The 18013-nt window shown below is 62.6% G+C and carries 14 protein-coding genes; 8 read left to right on the top strand and 6 right to left on the bottom strand.

What is annotated here, in order from left to right; genetic code table 11:
• The first annotated feature begins 334 nt into the window (after positions 1–334).
• The 7 genes from tauA to pta all read left to right on the top strand — a co-directional run bounded on the left by tauA (position 335) and on the right by pta (position 7323).
• Positions 335–1333 (top strand): taurine ABC transporter substrate-binding protein, encoded by a 999-nt coding sequence (gene tauA / locus OKW43_RS32515; protein WP_429452551.1) that lies wholly within the window; start codon positions 335–337, stop codon positions 1331–1333.
• A 32-nt stretch (positions 1334–1365) separates the two neighbouring features.
• A complete protein-coding gene (locus OKW43_RS32520) occupies positions 1366–2181 on the top strand; it encodes a taurine ABC transporter ATP-binding protein (protein WP_429320482.1) in 816 nt (271 codons plus the stop codon).
• On the top strand, positions 2174–3094 hold the full coding sequence (locus tag OKW43_RS32525) for an ABC transporter permease subunit (protein WP_429452253.1): 921 nt from the start codon (positions 2174–2176) through the stop codon (positions 3092–3094). Before OKW43_RS32520 ends, OKW43_RS32525 begins: the two co-directional genes overlap by 8 nt.
• A gap of 52 nt (positions 3095–3146) precedes the next feature.
• A complete protein-coding gene (locus OKW43_RS32530; RefSeq protein ID WP_429452255.1) occupies positions 3147–3482 on the top strand; it encodes a GNAT family N-acetyltransferase in 336 nt (111 codons plus the stop codon).
• A 193-nt stretch (positions 3483–3675) separates the two neighbouring features.
• Positions 3676–4173 (top strand): aldehyde dehydrogenase family protein, encoded by a 498-nt coding sequence (locus OKW43_RS32535; RefSeq protein WP_429452257.1) that lies wholly within the window; start codon positions 3676–3678, stop codon positions 4171–4173.
• Positions 4174–4325: 152 nt separating this feature from the next.
• On the top strand, positions 4326–6128 hold the full coding sequence (gene xsc, locus OKW43_RS32540; RefSeq protein ID WP_429452259.1) for a sulfoacetaldehyde acetyltransferase: 1803 nt from the start codon (positions 4326–4328) through the stop codon (positions 6126–6128).
• A 160-nt stretch (positions 6129–6288) separates the two neighbouring features.
• On the top strand, positions 6289–7323 hold the full coding sequence (gene pta, locus OKW43_RS32545) for a phosphate acetyltransferase (RefSeq protein WP_429452553.1): 1035 nt from the start codon (positions 6289–6291) through the stop codon (positions 7321–7323).
• A 420-nt stretch (positions 7324–7743) separates the two neighbouring features.
• On the opposite strand, the gene OKW43_RS32550 is transcribed toward pta, so the two are convergent.
• The 4 genes from OKW43_RS32550 to OKW43_RS32565 all read right to left on the bottom strand — a co-directional run bounded on the left by OKW43_RS32550 (position 7744) and on the right by OKW43_RS32565 (position 13802).
• Complete coding sequence (locus OKW43_RS32550; RefSeq protein WP_429452261.1) at positions 7744–9477, bottom strand: cobaltochelatase CobT-related protein; 1734 nt, start codon at positions 9475–9477, stop codon at positions 7744–7746.
• On the bottom strand, positions 9477–10466 hold the full coding sequence (locus tag OKW43_RS32555) for an AAA family ATPase (protein WP_429452263.1): 990 nt from the start codon (positions 10464–10466) through the stop codon (positions 9477–9479). The genes OKW43_RS32550 and OKW43_RS32555 overlap by 1 nt, the downstream gene beginning before the upstream one ends.
• A 187-nt stretch (positions 10467–10653) precedes the next feature.
• A complete protein-coding gene (locus OKW43_RS32560) occupies positions 10654–11958 on the bottom strand; it encodes an MFS transporter (protein WP_429452265.1) in 1305 nt (434 codons plus the stop codon).
• A 182-nt stretch (positions 11959–12140) separates the two neighbouring features.
• Positions 12141–13802 (bottom strand): GMC family oxidoreductase, encoded by a 1662-nt coding sequence (locus OKW43_RS32565; RefSeq protein WP_429452267.1) that lies wholly within the window; start codon positions 13800–13802, stop codon positions 12141–12143.
• A gap of 235 nt (positions 13803–14037) precedes the next feature.
• On the opposite strand from OKW43_RS32565, the gene OKW43_RS32570 reads away from it, so the two are divergent.
• Positions 14038–14862 carry an IclR family transcriptional regulator gene (locus OKW43_RS32570; protein ID WP_429452269.1) on the top strand — a complete coding sequence of 275 codons (825 nt, stop codon included), beginning with the start codon at positions 14038–14040 and terminating at the stop codon, positions 14860–14862.
• 66 nt (positions 14863–14928) lie between these two features.
• On the opposite strand, the gene OKW43_RS32575 is transcribed toward OKW43_RS32570, so the two are convergent.
• Together OKW43_RS32575 and OKW43_RS32580 are read right to left on the bottom strand one after the other, a co-directional pair.
• Positions 14929–16359, bottom strand: coding sequence for an amino acid permease (locus OKW43_RS32575; RefSeq protein ID WP_429452271.1), 1431 nt, complete (start codon positions 16357–16359; stop codon positions 14929–14931).
• A gap of 229 nt (positions 16360–16588) precedes the next feature.
• Positions 16589–18004, bottom strand: a complete 1416-nt coding sequence (locus OKW43_RS32580; protein WP_429452273.1) for an NAD(P)/FAD-dependent oxidoreductase — start codon at positions 18002–18004, stop codon at positions 16589–16591.
• Positions 18005–18013 lie beyond the last annotated feature (9 nt).

Genomic DNA, 18013 nt, shown 5'->3' on the forward strand with positions numbered 1-18013 from the left:
GGCGGCAACCGCCCGCGTCAGGACGAATACCCGCATGGTGAGCACGCCCTGTGAGAGGGTTTCCCCGCACAAAGACAACGATTCGGGGATGCCGGCGGACCGGTCCGTTTCAGACTAGCCGATGTGGACTCAACGATCGGCCTCGTCTGGCCCTAACCGCCTATATTTTTTAATGACGATACTCGCATCAACCCTTTCCCGGCGATTGGGACAAGCCCCCGTCGGCACGCGTGAGATTCGCGTGTATCCCGCAAGGCTATCTTGGAGACCTACGATGAAAAGCGATCACCACCCGAAGCTGCCGCAATGGTTCAGCCGCCTGACGCGTTGCCTCATGGGCGCGTCGCTGACTGCGCTCACGTGCCTCGCGGCGCAACCCGGCTACGCGCAGGACAAGGAGGTCACGATAGCCTACCAGCAGATTGTCGACCCATGGGTCGTCGCGATCGCCAACGGCTCGATCGAGAAAGAGACAGGCTACAAGATCAACTGGCGGCAATTCGAATCCGGTGCGAAAGTCGCGACCGCGATGGCCTCCGGGGACGTGAAGGTCGGCGTGATCGGCTCAAGCCCGCTTGCGGCGGCGGTGAGCCAGGGCGTCGATCTGCAACTCTTCTGGATTCTCGACAACATTAACCAGGCTGAAGCGATGGTCGTTCGCAACGGCTCCGGCATCAGTAAACCGGCCGATCTGAAGGGCAAGACGATCGGTGTGCCATTCGTGTCGACGACGCACTATCACACCATGTTCGCGTTGCAGCATTGGGGCATCAATCCGTCTGAGGTAAAGATCCTCAACATGCAGCCCAACCAGCTGGTCGCAGCTTGGGAACGCGGCGATATCGATGCCGCCTACGTGTGGGATCCGGCACTCGCCGAGTTGAAGAAAAGCGGCAAGGTGCTGATTACTTCCGGCGACCTGTCGAAACTCGGCAAACCCACGTTTGACGGGATTGCAGTCGATCGCAAATGGGGCGAAGCTCATAAGGACTTCATGGCAAAACTGGTGAAGGCGATCTCCGATGAAGACGAACAATACCGGAAGAACACCGCGCAATGGAATGCGAAGTCGCCGCAGGCAGCGGCCATCGCGAAGATGATCGGCGGCTCGCCGGCCGACGTCCCCGAATCTCTGTCGCTTTACGCGTTTCCGACCATTCAGGAACAGGCATCCGCACAATGGCTCGGCGGCGGCAGTGCGGGTCGCGCAACCTTCGCGCTGAAGGATACTGCCACCTTTTTGAAGGACCAGAAACAGATCAGCGCGGTGTTGCCGGATTATTCGAAATTTGTGACCCCGGCTTATGCCGAGGCCGCGATGAACCTCAAATGACGTAGGCCGGTTCCGTCGAATCAGGAGGCAGTATGGAAAGCATGAGAGTCAAGAATGTGAGCGTGGTCTTTCCCGGGCGTAGTGCGGGCCAGACGGTGCATGCGCTCGACAACATCAACCTGACAATCAATTCCGGTGACTTCGTCGTCGCGCTGGGCGCATCGGGCTGTGGCAAGACCACGCTGCTGTCGCTCATGGCGGGCTTCATCGCGCCGACCAGTGGCGAATTGCTGCTGGGCGGCACGCCGATCGCGGGACCGGGCGCCGACCGTGGCGTGGTGTTCCAGAAGCACGCGCTGCTGCCGTGGCTCAACGTGATCGACAACGCCGAATTCGGCCTGAAGCTTCAGGGCGTGCCGAAGACGCAGCGGCGCGAAATCGCGGTGCGCAATCTGGCGCTGGTGGGCTTGCAGGACTTCCACAAGCACATGATCTATCAGCTCTCCGGCGGGATGCAGCAGCGTGTGGGCATCGCCCGCGCGCTGACCTGCGACCCGGCCATGCTGTTGATGGACGAACCGATGGCCGCGCTCGATGCCTTGACCCGCGAGACGATTCAGGAATTGCTGCTCGATGTCTGGACCAAGACCAGCAAGATGTTCTTCTTCATCACCCACAGCGTCGAGGAAGCGCTCTTCCTGGCAAGCCACCTGATCGTGATGTCGCCCCGCCCCGGCCGTATCACGCACACCTACGAGCTCGATTTCAATCGACGTTTTCTTGAAACACGCGACGCGCGTGCGATCAAGTCGAGTCCTGATTTCATCGAAATGCGCGAGCGTGTGCTCAGCATCATTTACGGCGACGAGAAAATGCACGCTGCCGAAGCCGAGGTGACACATGTTTAGTTCAAAACGGGCCCATGCACTTGCCAGCGGCCATCACGCGCCGCTGGGCTCCGACACGCCAATCGAGCCCCCGCGCACACCGGGTCGTCGTCCACGGATTCTCGCCAAGAAGCCCGCCAAGCCAGGCGACACATTCGGCGTACCCGGCCATGGCAGCAGCATCGTCACGAGCCTCATTACGGTCGCCGCGTTCATCGGGCTGTGGTTCGCCGCGACCAACCTTCATTGGATCAAGCCGCTCTTTCTGCCGTCGCCGCAAGCGGTGTATGCGAAGTTCATCCTGGTCGCCACGGACGGCTTCGCCAATTCGACGCTCGCGCAACATACCGGCATCAGTTTGCTGCGCGTGTTCGGCGCCTTCGCGCTCGCCTGTGTGACCGCGATTCCGATCGGGGTCATGATGGGGGTGTCGCGTTTTGCGCGCGGCGTATTCGATCCGCCGATCGAATTCTATCGGCCACTACCGCCGCTCGCCTATTTGCCGCTCATCATCATCTGGTTCGGCATCGGCGAGTTTTCCAAGGTCTTCCTGATCTATCTGGCCATCTTCGCGCCACTGGCCATCGCCGCGCGATCCGGCGTACGCTCCGTGTCGATCGAGCAGATTCATGCGGCCTACTCGATGGGCGCCTCGCGCACGCAGGTGGTCCTTTATGTGATCCTGAAGTCTGCGCTGCCGGAGATCTTCACCGGCATGCGGATTGGCATCGGCGTCGGCTGGACGACACTGGTAGCCGCGGAAATGGTGGCATCGACGAGCGGCCTCGGTTTTATGGTACTCAATGCTGCCGAGTTCCTTGCGAGCGACGTGGTGATCATGGGCATCATCGTCATCGGTTTCTTTGCTTTATGCTTTGATCTGTTGATGCGTCACCTTGAGCGAGTGCTAGTCCCCTGGAAGGGCAGAGTTTGATCGCAAAGGATCACCAATCCATATCGCCTACAGTCATCGGGAGAAGAGAGTCATGCGCGTGATCGTGTTCAAGGATCGAAGTGATCGCGTTATTCAGATTGTGTTTGACGAAGATTGCACACGCGCAGTGGCATATCATCACGATGAGCCTGTCGGTGAGTTAAGTATCGGCATTGACGACGACTCCGCGCATGCGGTTGCAACGTTGCTGAATGTCCACGTGGAACCTGCCTATCGCCGTAGCGGTATCGCGCACACCCTCCTCGCCTACGCGAGCAGGGAAATCGGTCAGCCAATCAGGGTTGATCTGCCTGCGTCGTCAGATTCATTTGCATTTGAAACGCTTTGTCGGTGTCTTTCCAGTGAAGGGATTCTCGTCTCAGCGTGACGCGCCCGCGCTCGTACTGACGGCGCTTTATGCGTTCGCCAGCTGAGCGGCGTCAATCGCATGGGCCGCGCCCCCACCTGCCGCCGTGCAGCGCTCTGCGAAAACGTGGACTCAGCGATTGACGCAAGCTGGCACTACGCGTTTGCATCGTCCGTCGGCAATACTTCAGCTGTCTGTTATCGCTGGAGTCAGCATGAACCCCATCGTGGAAATACGGCCGTCGTTGCAGGTTCGTCATGAATCGCTGCGCATTGGCGGAGAAAAGATCCGGCGCGCGGAGCTCATCGAGGTTTTCAATCCCTACAACGGCGAACTGGTCGGCACGGTGCCAAAGGCGACGCTCGCCGACGTGCAGCGCGCCTTCGCCTGGGCGCACGGGTATCGTGCGCAGCTTACGCGTTACGAGCGCTCGCAGATCCTGCGGCGCGCGGCGGAAATTGTCCGTGAGCGCACCGCAGAAATCTCCGATCTGATCACTGCCGAGTCAGGTCTTTGCAAGAAGGACTCGCTGTATGAAGCAGGCCGTGTCAGCGACGTCGGCAGCGTGAATGTGCGTGAAGTGCCCGGTTACCGGCTCGAATTGACACCCTTCGGCGGCATCAAGGATTCCGGGCTTGGCTACAAGGAAGGCGTGCAGGAAGCGATCAAAAGCTTCACCAACGTGAAGACCTATTCGTTGCCGTGGAGCTGACCCGGCCGCAAATTCTATTTCAGGTACAAAACATCTCGTTTTTTGAATTTTATCTCTTGACCAGCGTCGCGAGCCTGGTCTACATTTCAGACAGACATCTCATTTTTCGGAACCATTTGTTCCGTTTTTACCAGAAACCGGAGACAGCCCTCATGAGCGATCACACCCCCATCAGCGGCCCGCAGGCCATGACCCCCTCGGAAGCTTTTGTCGAAACCCTCGCCGCCAACGGCGTGACCGACATGTTCGGCATCATGGGCTCCGCCTTCATGGACGCCATGGACATCTTCGCCCCCGCCGGCATCCGCCTCATCCCCGTGGTGCACGAACAGGGCGCCGGCCACATGGCCGACGGCTACGCTCGCGTGTCCGGCCGGCATGGCGTGGTCATCGGCCAGAACGGCCCGGGCATCAGCAACTGCGTAACCGCCATTGCCGCGGCCTACTGGGCGCACAGCCCCGTGGTCATCATCACGCCCGAGGCGGGCACCATGGGCATCGGCCTGGGCGGCTTCCAGGAAGCGAAGCAGCTCCCCATGTTCCAGGAGTTCACCAAGTACCAGGGCCACGTCACCCACCCCGCGCGCATGGCCGAGTTCACCGGCCGCTGCTTTGACCGTGCCCAAGCCGAGATGGGCCCTACCCAGCTCAATATCCCGCGCGATTACTTCTACGGCCAGATCAAGGCGGAGATTCCGCAGCCCCAGCGTCTCGACCGCGGCCCGGGCGGCGATCAACGCCTGAACGAAGCCGCCGAACTGCTAGCACAGGCGAAATTCCCCGTGATTATTTCCGGCGGCGGCGTCGTCATGGCCGATGCGATCGACGAGTGCAAGGCCCTCGCCGAGCGCCTGGGCGCCCCGGTCGTCAACAGCTACCTGCATAACGACTCATTCCCCGCCAACCATCCGCTATGGTGCGGCCCGCTCGGCTACCAGGGCTCCAAGGCCGCCATGAAGCTGATCGCCCGGGCCGACGTCGTCATCGCGCTCGGCTCGCGGCTGGGACCGTTCGGCACGCTGCCTCAGCATGGCATGGACTACTGGCCGCAGAACGCCAAGATCATCCAGATCGATGCCGACCACAAGATGCTCGGTCTGGTGAAGAAGATCTCCGTAGGCATCTGTGGCGACGCAAAAGCCGCCGCAGTCGCCCTCACGCAGCGCCTCGCCGGGCGCACCCTCGCCTGCGACGCCTCACGCGAGGACCGCGCCGGCCAGATCGCCGCCGAAAAAGCCGCCTGGGAGAAGGAGCTCGACGGCTGGACCCATGAGCGCGACCCCTACAGTCTCGACATGATCGAGGAGCAGAGTCACGAGCGCACGCCCGGCGGCGGCCACTACCTGCACCCCCGCCAGGTGTTGCGCGAGCTGGAAAAGGCCATGCCCGAAGACGTGATGGTCTCCACCGACATCGGCAACATCAACTCCGTGGCCAACAGCTATCTGCGCTTTAACAAGCCGCGCAGCTTCTTCGCCGCGATGAGCTGGGGCAACTGCGGCTACGCATTCCCGACCATCATCGGCGCCAAGGTTGCCGCGCCGCACCGCCCGGCCGTGTCGTACGCCGGCGACGGTGCATGGGGCATGAGCCTGATGGAGACCATGACCTGCGTGCGTCACAACATTCCGGTCACCGCCGTGGTCTTCCACAACCGTCAGTGGGGCGCGGAAAAGAAGAACCAGGTGGATTTCTACAACCGCCGCTTTGTTGCCGGCGAACTCGATAACCAGAGTTTTGCGGAGATCGCGCGCGCGATGGGGGCGGAAGGCATCGTCGTGGACAATCTGGAAGACGTGGGCCCGGCACTCAAGCGCGCCATCGATCTGCAGATGAACCATGGCAAGACCACCATCATCGAGATCATGTGCACCCGCGAACTCGGTGACCCGTTCCGCCGCGATGCGCTGGCCAAGCCGGTACGCCTGCTCGACAAGTACAAGGACTACGTCTGATTCGCCTGTTGCCTGGGTGTCCGGGCTCAGGAAGGAATTCCGCCTGAGGCCGGCAGGCCGGAAACGGGGCTTTACCGCCGTTTCCGGCCTTTTTTATTCGCTGCCTTATTTGGCAATCGGTCTTTGGCAATCATTCGGCAACCGTGGCCGCCCTCATTCCATGAAAGCAATCAACCGCATCATCGAACGCGCCCGCACTTCGCCTGGGCGCATCGTGCTGAGCGAGGCAGAAGAGCCGCGCATGCTGCAGGCGGCCCGGCGCGCAACCCGCGAAGGCATTGCCCGCATCGTGCTGGTGGGCTCCGCTGCTGGCATCCATGAAGCCGCCGCGCGCGAGGGCGTCGACCTGTCCGGCATGGAGGTGGTGGACCCGGCTACCTCGCCGCTTGCCGCATCCTTTGCCGAGGAGCTCTTTGCGCTTCGCAGCAGGAAAGGCATGACGCTGGACGAAGCGAAACGCGAAATCCTCAAGCCCCTGTGCTTCGCCAATCTGATGGTGCGGCTCGGTCACGCGGACGGCTCAGTGGCCGGCTCGGTCTATACGACCGCCGACGTGGTCCGCAACGCGATCCAGATCATCGGCATCCAACCGTCGTTCAAGCTCGTGTCGAGCTTCTTTCTGATGATGCTGTGCGAGCCCTTCCACACGCTCAAGGGGGGCTTGATCTTTTCTGACTGCGGGCTCGTAGTCGATCCCGATGCCGGCGAACTGGCCGAGATCGCCATGGCGGCAGCCGACAGCGCGCAAAGCCTGCTGATGGACGAGCCGCGTGTGGCCATGCTGTCGTTCTCGACCAGCGGCAGCGCCCGGCATGCGGCAGTCGACAAGGTCGTGGAAGCGACGCGCCAGGTGCGGGCATTGCGTCCGCACCTGGCGATCGATGGCGACGTGCAACTCGACGCAGCAATCGTTTCCGAAATCGCGATGCGCAAGATCGAGCATTCGCAGGTGCAAGGTCACGCGAACGTGCTGATCTTCCCCAGCCTGGAAGCCGGCAATATCGGTTACAAGCTGGCCGAACGTATTGGCGGCGCAAAGGCAATCGGCCCCTTGTTGCAAGGCCTGAAAAAGCCGGCTAACGATCTCTCGCGCGGCTGCAGCGCCGACGACGTCTACTACGTGATCGCGGTGACCTGCGTGCAGGCACAAACCGCGGCGGAACTGATGAAAACACAAACGGCTCCGCACGCGTGATGCCCATGGAGAAGGTATTGCTCCTGCTCGCCTTTGATGCGGGCCGCGAGTTATTTCCAGACCGTCACCGTCTTCGGTCTCGGCATGATCGCGATGGGAGCGGCCAGCGGCATGTTCGGCGTGCCCACACCTCTGCTGATTTTCCAGTTCTACCGCCACCCGTTGTCGGTGGTGCGCGACCGCGATGACGCGCACGCTTTGCAGCGCCTACAACGGACAACTCGGCGCCAATACGTGGGCGCATGCCACGCTAGCGTTGCCGGTGGTGGTGCTGGCGACGATCGCGGCACGACACTATCCGCCGCCGTTATCGGCCGTGGCCACGCGCCGCGTTGCCGTTCGGCGTGCTAGTGGTGATTGGGTGCTACCTGATGCTGTGTTCCGTGCACCAGCTATCCGGCTGAGGCCGAGCGGCGTCGGCTACCGGACACCGGGCCGCCTGCCCGCGCCGATCCATCCGACGATCTCGGCGAATAGCTTCATATCGGGTGGCACCGACAGGTCCACGGCCAGACAACGACGGTAATACGGACTGAGATCGAGTCCGACACCGAGGCCCAACACTTCCACGTCGCGCGAGGCTTCGTGACGCGCCACCACTTCCTTCAGATGGTTGTCGAGATAGTAGGCGTCGTTGGCCTGAGCGGTCGCGCTATCCATGGGACTGCCGTCCGAGATCACGATCAGTATCCGTCTGGCCTCGGCACCAGCGAGCAGGCGCGAACAGGCCCATTCGACCGCCTCGCCATCCACACCTTCGCGAAACAGGTCAGCCTTGAAGAGCGCGGCAATATCCGCGCGGGCGCGCCGCCAGCTCCTCGCCGCGTCCTTGAACACCAGGTGAGACGTTTCATTGAGCCGCCCGGGATGGCGGGGCCGGTCCTGCGCCAGCCAGTCGAGGCGGGCGCGCCCGCCGTTCCAGGCGCCGGTTGTAAACCCCAGCACCTCGGTAGTCACACCAGCCTGGTCGAGTGCGCGCGTAAGGATGTCCACCATCATGGCAACCGGCTCGATATGCGCTTTCATCGAGCCCGAGCAGTCGATCAGAAAGCTCACCGCGCAGTCGGCCAACGGCGTATACCGTTCCAGCCGGAACAGGCGCCGCTCGGCCGGCGAACTGACCAGCTGCGCGAGGCGCCGCCCGTCGATGCGGCCGTGCTCTTCGCCGAACGACCAGCCGTCGCGTTGTGCAATGGCCAGCGCCGCCTTCAGCGCGTGCGCCAGCCGGGCCACATTGACGCCCAGGGCGGCGATGCGCTCGTCGAGGCGCTCGCGAAACTCAGTGAGCCACGCCTTGCGGACCAGCGAGCCGGGATAGATCTCGCGGTCATAGCGCGTGGTGTAGACGCGATAGCCGTGGTCCGAGGCTTCAAGCACGCGGCTGTCACCGGTGAGCGCCACGGCCATATCCTCAAGCTCGTTGTCGTCGAAATCGAACCAGAGCGAAAACGCCGTGCGCGCTTTATCGTCCTTGGTCTCTGGCGGATCGTCCTGCATCTGCTCCGCACGCGCGGCGCGGATCATCTCGCCTACCCGCCGCGCCATCTCGAGCGCATGGACCGCGAACGCGCCCTGCGCCGCGCGATGCCGGCGCAGGCCGGCCAGCGACACGCCAAGCGCTGGCACGATAGCCGCGCGCGTGGCTTCAATCAGGTCTTCGGTATCTTCCAGCACGGGCCAACCCGTGAGGCGCGACCAGGCAATCTGCGCCACGGTGTACAGGAGGATGCCGAGATGGTCCTCGGTGAGCCCCGAGCGATAGAAGTCCCGCGACCATGCCTCAAAACGGTCGCGCAGATTCTGCACCAGGCCCGGCATGCCTGGTGGCAGCTGCGTTTCGCATCGCAATTGCTCGAGCAGTTCGAACACCAGCCGCTCGAGCGGATCCGTGGGACAGAGCCGGCGGTGCAGCTGCGCGTCGGAGTGCATGACGCGCAAGGCCGCGCCATCGGCGGCGCCGCGCAGGGACGAGAAGTCATCCAGCTGGGAATCGGTGCGCAGGTGCGGCGCGTGCAACGGTAGCGGCCGCAGGTCGCGACACAAGCGGCCGTCGCGGTAATGCAGCGCGGCGTCGCCGGTGAGCGCGCGTACCGCCGCCGCGCATAGGGCCTCGCGCTGCTCCGCGCGGCGCGCCGCCTGCCGGTTCGCACTCATCAGTGCGATTCCGGCGCGTGCGCTTCGCGGCCGGCCTCGGCTTCGAGCTCCGCGCCGAAGCAGCGCTGGAAATACTCGGCCACGATCGAGCGCTCGGCCTCGTCGCATTTGTTGAGGAAGGTCAGGCGGAAAGCCATGGCGGGATCACGGAAAATCTGGCAATTCTCCGCCCAGTTGATCACCGTGCGCGGCGACATCAGCGTCGACAGGTCCCCGCTCGCGAAGCCCTTGCGCGTGAGTTCGGCGACGCTCACCATCGATTCGATCAGCGCCCGGCCCGCTTCGTCGGCGAGCTCCGGCACGCGCGCGAGCACGATACCCGCTTCTTCCGCCCGCGGCAGGTAATTGAGCGTGGCCACCACATTCCAGCGGTCCATCTGGGCGTGATTCAACACCTGGGTGCCGTGATACAGGCCATTCAGGTTACCCAGACCCACTGTGTTGGTGGTCGCGAACATGCGGAAGTACGGATGCGGGTGGATCACGCGATTCTGATCGAGCAGCGTGAACTTCCCGTCGCGCTCCAGGATGCGCTGAATCACGAACATCACATCCGGGCGCCCAGCATCGTATTCGTCGAAAATCAGCGCGACCGGGCGTTGCAATGCCCATGGCACGATCCCCTCCTGAAACTCGGTCACCTGCAGATCGTCGCGCACGACGATCGCGTCCTTGCCGACCAGATCGAGGCGGCTGATATGGCCATCGAGATTCACGCGCACGCACGGCCAGTTGAGCCGGGCGGCGACCTGCTCGATGTGCGTGGACTTCCCGGTACCGTGCAAGCCCTGCACCATCACCCGGCGGTCGCGGCTGAAGCCGGCCAGGATTGCGAGGGTCACCTCCGGATTGAAACGGTAAGCCTCGTCGATCTCCGGCACATGGTCGTCGCGCTCGCTGAAAGCGGGCACCATCAGGCTGGAATCAATGCCAAAAACGCCGCGTACCGCGACCATTCGGTCGGGTTTGCCAGTCACGATATCAGTCACTTTGTCGTCCTCCGCGTCTCGTCGTAGCGACGGCGCGCTCGTGCATGCGGCATCTCCCGCCGCGGTGGGTCCATCTTAAACGAATTGACTTTTCGGTACAAATCATTCCGTTTATTTATGAGCGTAGTGCCTCGCGGTACCCGTTTCGTGAGGGCCCGCGTTCGTCCGCGGCGCCTCCAGTTCACCTTTAGCGCACGGTCGCCATCGCGTCGAAGGTTTTCGTGCGCCGTTCCATCGCTCGCGCCGACCACGCCGACAGCAGCGCCGACAACACGACATAGACGCACACGTACCACGGCTTGCCGCCATTCATGCGCAGCAGCGCGGTGGCGATGATCGGCGTGAGGCCGCTCGCGAAGATGCCCGAGAACTGGTACACGAACGAGATGCCCGTATAGCGCACTTCAGGGTCGAAGAGTTCGGCGAAGAGCGCCGCTTCCGGACCGTAGACCATCGCGTAGAAGATGCCGAACGGAATCACGATTCCAAGCCATACGGCGACCGTGTTGCCGGCCTGACTCTCCATCAGCCAGAACGCCGGCAGTACCGATAGGCCGCAGATCAGCGAGCCCCAGCGGTACACGCGTGCGCGTCCCATCAGGTCCGACATCCGGCCGAAGACCGGAATGAAGAAGCACATCACCATGGCGGCGATCATGACGCCGGTGAGCGCTTCGGTACGGCTCATGGAGAGACGTTGCGTGAGGTAGCCGATCATGAACACGGCGAAGATGTTGAAGAACACGCCGTCGATCCAGCGCGCGCCCATGCCGAGCAGGACTGAGCTGCGATAGCGCGTCACCATGTCGATAAACGGGATCTTCACGTCGCGCCGGTTACGCTTGAGCGCGAGAAACTCGGGCGTCTCCATGACTTTGAGGCGGATGTAGAGGCCAATCACCACTAGCAGGAGTGATGCGGCGAACGCGAGGCGCCAGCCCCACGCGAGAAACGCCGTTTCCGGCAGCAGCCGCGAGATGACCGCCACAATCCCCGACGCAAGACACAAGCCAATCGACAGGCCGATCTGCGGCAGGCTCGCATACAGACCGCGCCGGTTGGGCGGCGCATATTCGTAGGCCATCAACACCGCGCCGCCCCATTCACCGCCCAGTCCGATCCCCTGAAGCACGCGCAGCGTGAGCAGCAGGATCGGCGCCCAGATGCCGATCTGAGCGAAGGTCGGGACGAGGGCCACGCCTACCGTCGAGATTCCCATGATGACAAGCGTACAGATCAGCGCGGACTTGCGTCCGACCTTATCGCCGAAGTGACCGAAGAGCACGCCGCCAAGCGGCCGCGTGATGAAGCCGACGGCAAACGTGCCGTAGGCGAGCATCGTCGAGACAAGCGGATCGTGAGCGGGAAAATAAAGCTTATTGAACACAATGCCTGCAACGACGCCGTACAGAAAAAAATCGTACCACTCGACCGTCGCTCCGATCACGCTCGCAAACGCAACGCGACGCACAACCCGCTTATCGATTGCCATAATTCCTCCTCCGATGGATGGCCGTGCGCCGTTCTCGCCACGCCGCACGGTCCGACGCCCCCGTCTGTCTCCTCCGGGGCGCGAACTTCGCCGCCTGCTGCCGCTTTTACCACTTCGAATGCAGCTATCCAGGCGGCGCCCGGTTCACTTCCTGCCGTCAATTCCCTTTGTGACTGTCTGCTTCAGCGCTCGGTCGCCACGTTCAGCGAATGCACCTCCTCGACCTGCCGGGCGTCAGCGCCGGCGTCCTCGAGGATCATGGCGGACGCCTTTTCGGCAACCATCACGATCGGCACGTTGGTATTGCCCGAGACCAGCGTCGGCATGATCGAACAGTCGACCACGCGTAGTCCCCGCGTGCCATACACACGCAATCGTTCGTCGACCACCGCGCCCGGATCGCTCGCCACGCCCATCTTCGCGGTGCCCGACGGATGAAAGATCGTCTGGCCGTATTCGCGGCAAAAGTGCAGCAGTTCGTCGTCGGTTTGCGCATGCGGGCCCGGACGGACCTCGCATTTCATCAGCGACGCCATCGGCTCGGTGGCGGCGACCCGGCGCGCGAAACGCACACCCGCGACCGTCGTGCGGCAGTCGAGATCGGTCGCGAGATAATTCGGCTGGATGGACGGCGCATCGCGCATGTCGTTGGTGCGGATCCGCACGACACCGCGCGATTCCGGCCGCAACTGGCAGATCGAATACGTGCAGCCAGGAAATTCATGGACATCGCCGCCAGCGGTGTCGGCCGAGAGCGTCGAGAAGTGGAACTGGATGTCGGGCGTTTTCGCTTCGTCCGGCAACCCGCGGCAGAACATGCCAGCCTGATTGATGCCGACCGAAAGCGGCCCGTCGCGAAACAGCGCCCATTGCAGGCCCATCTTCGCGCGTCCGCTCCAGGAGTGCAGCAGGTCGTTGGTCGTGATCGGCCGGGTCACTTCGTAGGTCAGGCGCACTTGCAGGTGATCCTGCAGATTTTCACCGACGCCCGCCCGATTGCTTACGACCGGGATACCGAACGCGTTGAGCAGCTTCGCCGGCCCGACGCCCGAGACCTGAAGCAATTGCGGCGACTGCAGCGCGCCGGCCGTCAGCACCACCTCTCGATGCGCGCGCACTTCCTGCACCTTGCCGTGCTGCACGTAGCGCACGCCCGTCGCACGCGTGCCTTCGAAATGAATCTTCGACGCCAGCGCATTGGTTTCAATATGAAGATTCGGACGGCGGCGCGCGGGCTTCAGGTAAGCCACGGCGGTCGAACACCGCCAGCCGTGCCGGGTCGTCAGCTGGTAATAGCCGACGCCTTCCTGATCGCCCTGATTGAAGTCGTCGACGGTTGGGACGCCCAGGCGATTTGACGCGGCAATGAAAGCATCGACGAGTTCGTGGCGCTGCTTGATCGTGGTGGCCCACAACGGGCCGTCGACTCCGCGTGTCGGCGACGCACCCAGCTCGTTGTGTTCGAGCCGCCGGAAGTATGGCAAGCACTCCTTCCAGCTCCAGCCGCGATTGCCGAGCGCGGCCCAGTGGTCGTAGTCCTCCTTCTGGCCGCGAACGTAAATCAGTCCGTTGATCGAGCTGCAGCCGCCGAGCGTGCGCCCGCGCGGCCAGTAGAGCTTGCGATCGAGCATGTTGGGATCGGGGTCGGTGTAAAAGCCCCAGTTGTAGACCGGATGAAACATGGTCTTGCCGTAACCGATCGGAATATGGATCCACAGAAAGCGGTCAGGCGGCCCGGCTTCAAGCAGACACACCGAGAAGCGTCCGTTTTCCGAGAGGCGATTGGCAATTACACAGCCGGCCGATCCCGCGCCGACGACGACGTAGTCGAAACTCCGTGTCATGGATGATGTCTCCGTCCTTATGCTTTTGCTTATGAAAACCGGTAGGTTTCGTTCTAATTTATTGGATGGCTGTTTCGGCCTCAAGATAATCCGGTTACGATTAAACAATCCGGTACGAAAACCAGCTTTTTTGTTTCACTTTTCATGCTATCCGGACGCGCTCATCCGGGTTGTCACTGATCCGACCGGGTGCATTCATCTTCGTCCGCCGCGAAAGAGACCCATGCGAGACCCCATGAGAGACACCACGCGCCCTCCCTCACCGCATCACGATTCCACCGACGACACCCGCGTGCTGCGCGCCCTCAACGTGCTGGAACAGCTCGCAGCTGCGGGACAGCCATTCTCGCTCTCCCAGCTGTCCTCGCGTCTGCTCATTCCGAAGGCGACGTTGATGCGCCTGATCGAGTCGCTCGAAGCGCGGGGTTACGTCACGCATATGCCGGACTCGCGCGGCGCCGATCGCGGCATCGCACTCGGTCCACGCGCCGCCCAGCTCGCTCTGGCCACGCTCGCGAACAGCACGTTTACACGTGCTTGCCGCTCATTGCTGCGTACGCTCGTGGATGCGCTCGGCGAGACCTGCAACCTCACCGTCCTCGACGGCGACACCGTCCTCTACGTCGAGCGCGTCGAGACGACTGAACCCTTGCGGCTGCACATGCAGCCGGGCACGCGCGTACCGCTGCACTGCACCGCGAGCGGCAAGCTTTTTCTGTCGCAGATGGCGCCGGCCGAGCGCGGTCCCGCCATCAGGCGTTTGCAACTCAAATCGATGACGTATCGCACCCTGACCGATGCCGATCTGCTCGAAGCCGAACTCGACCGGCTCGCGGTACGGGGCATCGGCGTCGACAACGAGGAGTTCGTGCGCGGGATGGTGGCGGTCGCGGTGCCGGTGCGCAACGTGGGGGATGGTCATGTGCTCGCGGCGCTGGCGGTTCATGCCCCCACGGCACGTGCGAGTCTCGAGGATCTGCTCAGGGCGGTGCCGAAGTTAAAGGAAACAGCGATACACATTGGACCGCTACTGCAGCTCTCATCCACGGTGCGAAAATAGAAACGCGTGCAGCGGTTGTCGCTTGCGACAGCCGCTGCACATCAAACGGCACGTGTTACACAGGCTTCAACGGGTGTGCGCGCGATAGTCTACGAATTCCGCTTCAGCAGAGGTTGCGCGGCGTTTCCGGGCTCGCCACGCGAACGCCACGAGCAGCACGCCGAGACTCACGACCCCAAGCCACAGCGGCGTGCGCTGATCCGGGATGAACGCCATCGCCACCAGAATGCCGACCATGCCGACGATCGCGAACCAGGTCAGGTACGGGTAGCACCACATCCGCACCCGCAGTTTTTCCGGCGCCTCACGCTCGAGCCGGGCGCGCAGCTTCAGTTGTGACAGCGCGATCAGCACATAGACGAAGATGGCCACCGTGCCATACGAATTGACGAGAAAGGCGAAAACCGTGTCCGGCGACACATACGACATGACAACCGACACATAGCCGAACAAGGTGCCGATCAGGATCGCCCGAACGGGTACGCCGCGGCGGTTCACCTTCGCGAGGGCGGCAGGTGCGTCGCCATAACGGGTCAGCGCAAAAATCATCCGCGAGGCTGCGTAGAGACCGGAATTGAGTGCGGACAGCACCGCGGTCAGCACAATGGCATTCATGACGTTCGCGGCGGCCGGAATACCCATCGCGTCGAGCGCGCTGACGTACGGCGTGGCCATTTTCGGAGAGTCCCACGGCACCAGCGCAACCACGAGAACGATCGAACCGACATAGAAAAACAGAACCCGCGTAATCACCGAGTTAGTGGCTTTGGCCACCGCCTTGACCGGTTCATGGGCTTCGGCAGCCGCGATGGTGACGATCTCCGCACCGAAGTAAAAGCCCGTCGCAGCGACCGCACCGCTCAATACCGGGCCAATCCCCTTCGGCATCAGCCCCCCGTGCGACAGCAGCGTGGGCATCACAGAGGTCGTGTGCATCGACGCAGGCCACAGCCCCAGCACATACAGCCCACCCAGAAACAGAAACACGATGATCGCAGCGACCTTGATGGACGCAAACCAGAACTCGAATTCCCCGTAGCTGCCCACCGAGATCAGGTTGGTCGCGGTCAACACCACCAGCAGCACAAGACTGATTGCCCACGCAGGCGTATCCGGTAGCCAGAACTGCACGAGTTTCGCGCCGGCCACCGCCTCGACCGCGACGACGATCACCCAGAAATACCAGTACATCCAGCCGGTCAAAAAGCCGGCAAGTTTGCCGGGCCCGCGCTTGCCGGCGAAGGCCTGGCGCGCGTATTCGTAAAACGAGCCGACTGCCGGCATCGCACACGCCATTTCTCCGAGCATGCGCATGACCAGCACAATCAGGCCGCCGGTAATCAGAAACGATAGGACTGCAGCCGGACCGGCCTGCTGAACCACGACGCCACTGCCGACAAAGAGACCCGCGCCGATCACGCCGCCAAGCGCGATCATCGTCATGTGGCGCTGCTTGAGCCCAGTCTTCAATTCACTTCTGTTCATCGATGGTTGCATGTCACCTCCATATCCTGTTCATTCAAGCGCCGTCCGTGCGATTCTGCGTGTGGAGTGGCTGCACTCGGGCGCCGTCAATTCCGGATCGAGCGAATGCGCTTGCGCGCTTCGCTGCATGTTGTCTTTCTGATGACTGAACGTGCGGACTGGCCCGTCTGCGCGGTGCCAGGTGCATGGCACATTCAGTGATGGGTGGCGCACCGCGTGTGGCGCGGTACGCAGGTCGCGCTCAGGGCTTCTCGTCGCGCCGGAAATACATCTGATAGAGCATCCGTTGTCCGATTCGACGGAACGGTGCGAATGGGTGGCCGGGCAAGGGTGAGGTAAAAATCGGCAGCGTCTGCTTCGCGCCTTTGCCTGCTATCCGTTCGGCGAGCCGGCGGCCCGCCTGCTGTGAATACGACACGCCGTTGCCGCCGTAGCCCAATGCGTAATAGACCGACTGCTTTGGATCCGGCTGGCAGACGCGCGGCATCATGTCGTGGCTCACATCCACCCAGCCCCACCATGAGTAGTCGATCGCGACACCCCGCAAGGCGGGGAACTTGCGGCCCATCCCTTCGACGAGCAGTTCGTAATGACGTGGGTGCGGCGCATCGGCACCGGTGATCGCGCTACGGCTGCCGATCTGCAACCGGTTGTCGGGCAGGAAGCGATAGTAGAAACGCAAGGTGCGGGTGTCGGTGAGAACCTGCGTCGTGCGAAAGTTGCACGCGGCGATTTCCTGCTGCGTCAGCGGACGCGTCACCATCGAATTCGACAGGATAGGCATCATGCGGCTAGTCAGCGAAGGATGGAGGTTCTGTGCCGTATACGCGCCGGTCGCGATACCAACAGCCCTCGCCCGCACGATGCCACCCGGCGTGCGCAGATGATGAACGCCGTTGATGGTTTCCCACCCGATCACCGGGCTCGCGGGATGCACTTTGGCGCCCGCTTCGCGCGCCAGCCTCAGATAGCCAAACGCGAGCTTCAACGCATGGATGCCGATACCCTCGGGTTCATGAAGCGCGCCGGCCGCTTCGGAATCGTTGACGAACTCGCGGCGAAACGTTGCCTGATCGAAAAGCTCGGACGGGTAACCGAATACGTCCTTCCAGACCTTGGCTTCGGCAGCGAGTTTCGCCATCATGCGCGGCCGGTGCGCAATCAGAAAATGCCCGCCTGGCTGCGGATCGCAATCGATTTCGGCCACCAGCGACTTGAAATTGTCGAAGCCCTGCTGGATCTCGTCGTGCATTTTCAACGCGACTTCTTTACCCCAGCGCTCGATCCATTGGGAGCGCGACAAACGTCCCGACGCATTCTGGCCTTGCCCGCCATTGCGGCTGCTGCAGCCCCAGCTGGTTTTGTTGGCCTCGAGAACCACGGCCTTGATGCCATGCTCGCGGGCCAGACAGAGCGCGGTGGCGAGCCCGGTATAGCCCGCGCCGATGATCGCAACGTCCACGTCGATATCTTTCGTGATCGGCCCATCGTCGGGCGGCGGCGTACCGGCGGTCGCGACCCAGTAGGTCGGTGCGTATTGTTTGCCCTGCCCCGGTCCTGGCGACACCAGCGGGTCGTAGGTCGGATCATATTGCGTGGCGCTGTCCCGTTCCGCAGACAAGCCCTCGCCGACCCGTGTAATGACACTGTGTTCCATGCGAAGCTC

The organism is Paraburkholderia sp. WC7.3g, from assembly GCF_050436345.1.
In the GTDB taxonomy this organism is placed as follows: domain Bacteria; phylum Pseudomonadota; class Gammaproteobacteria; order Burkholderiales; family Burkholderiaceae; genus Paraburkholderia; species Paraburkholderia podalyriae.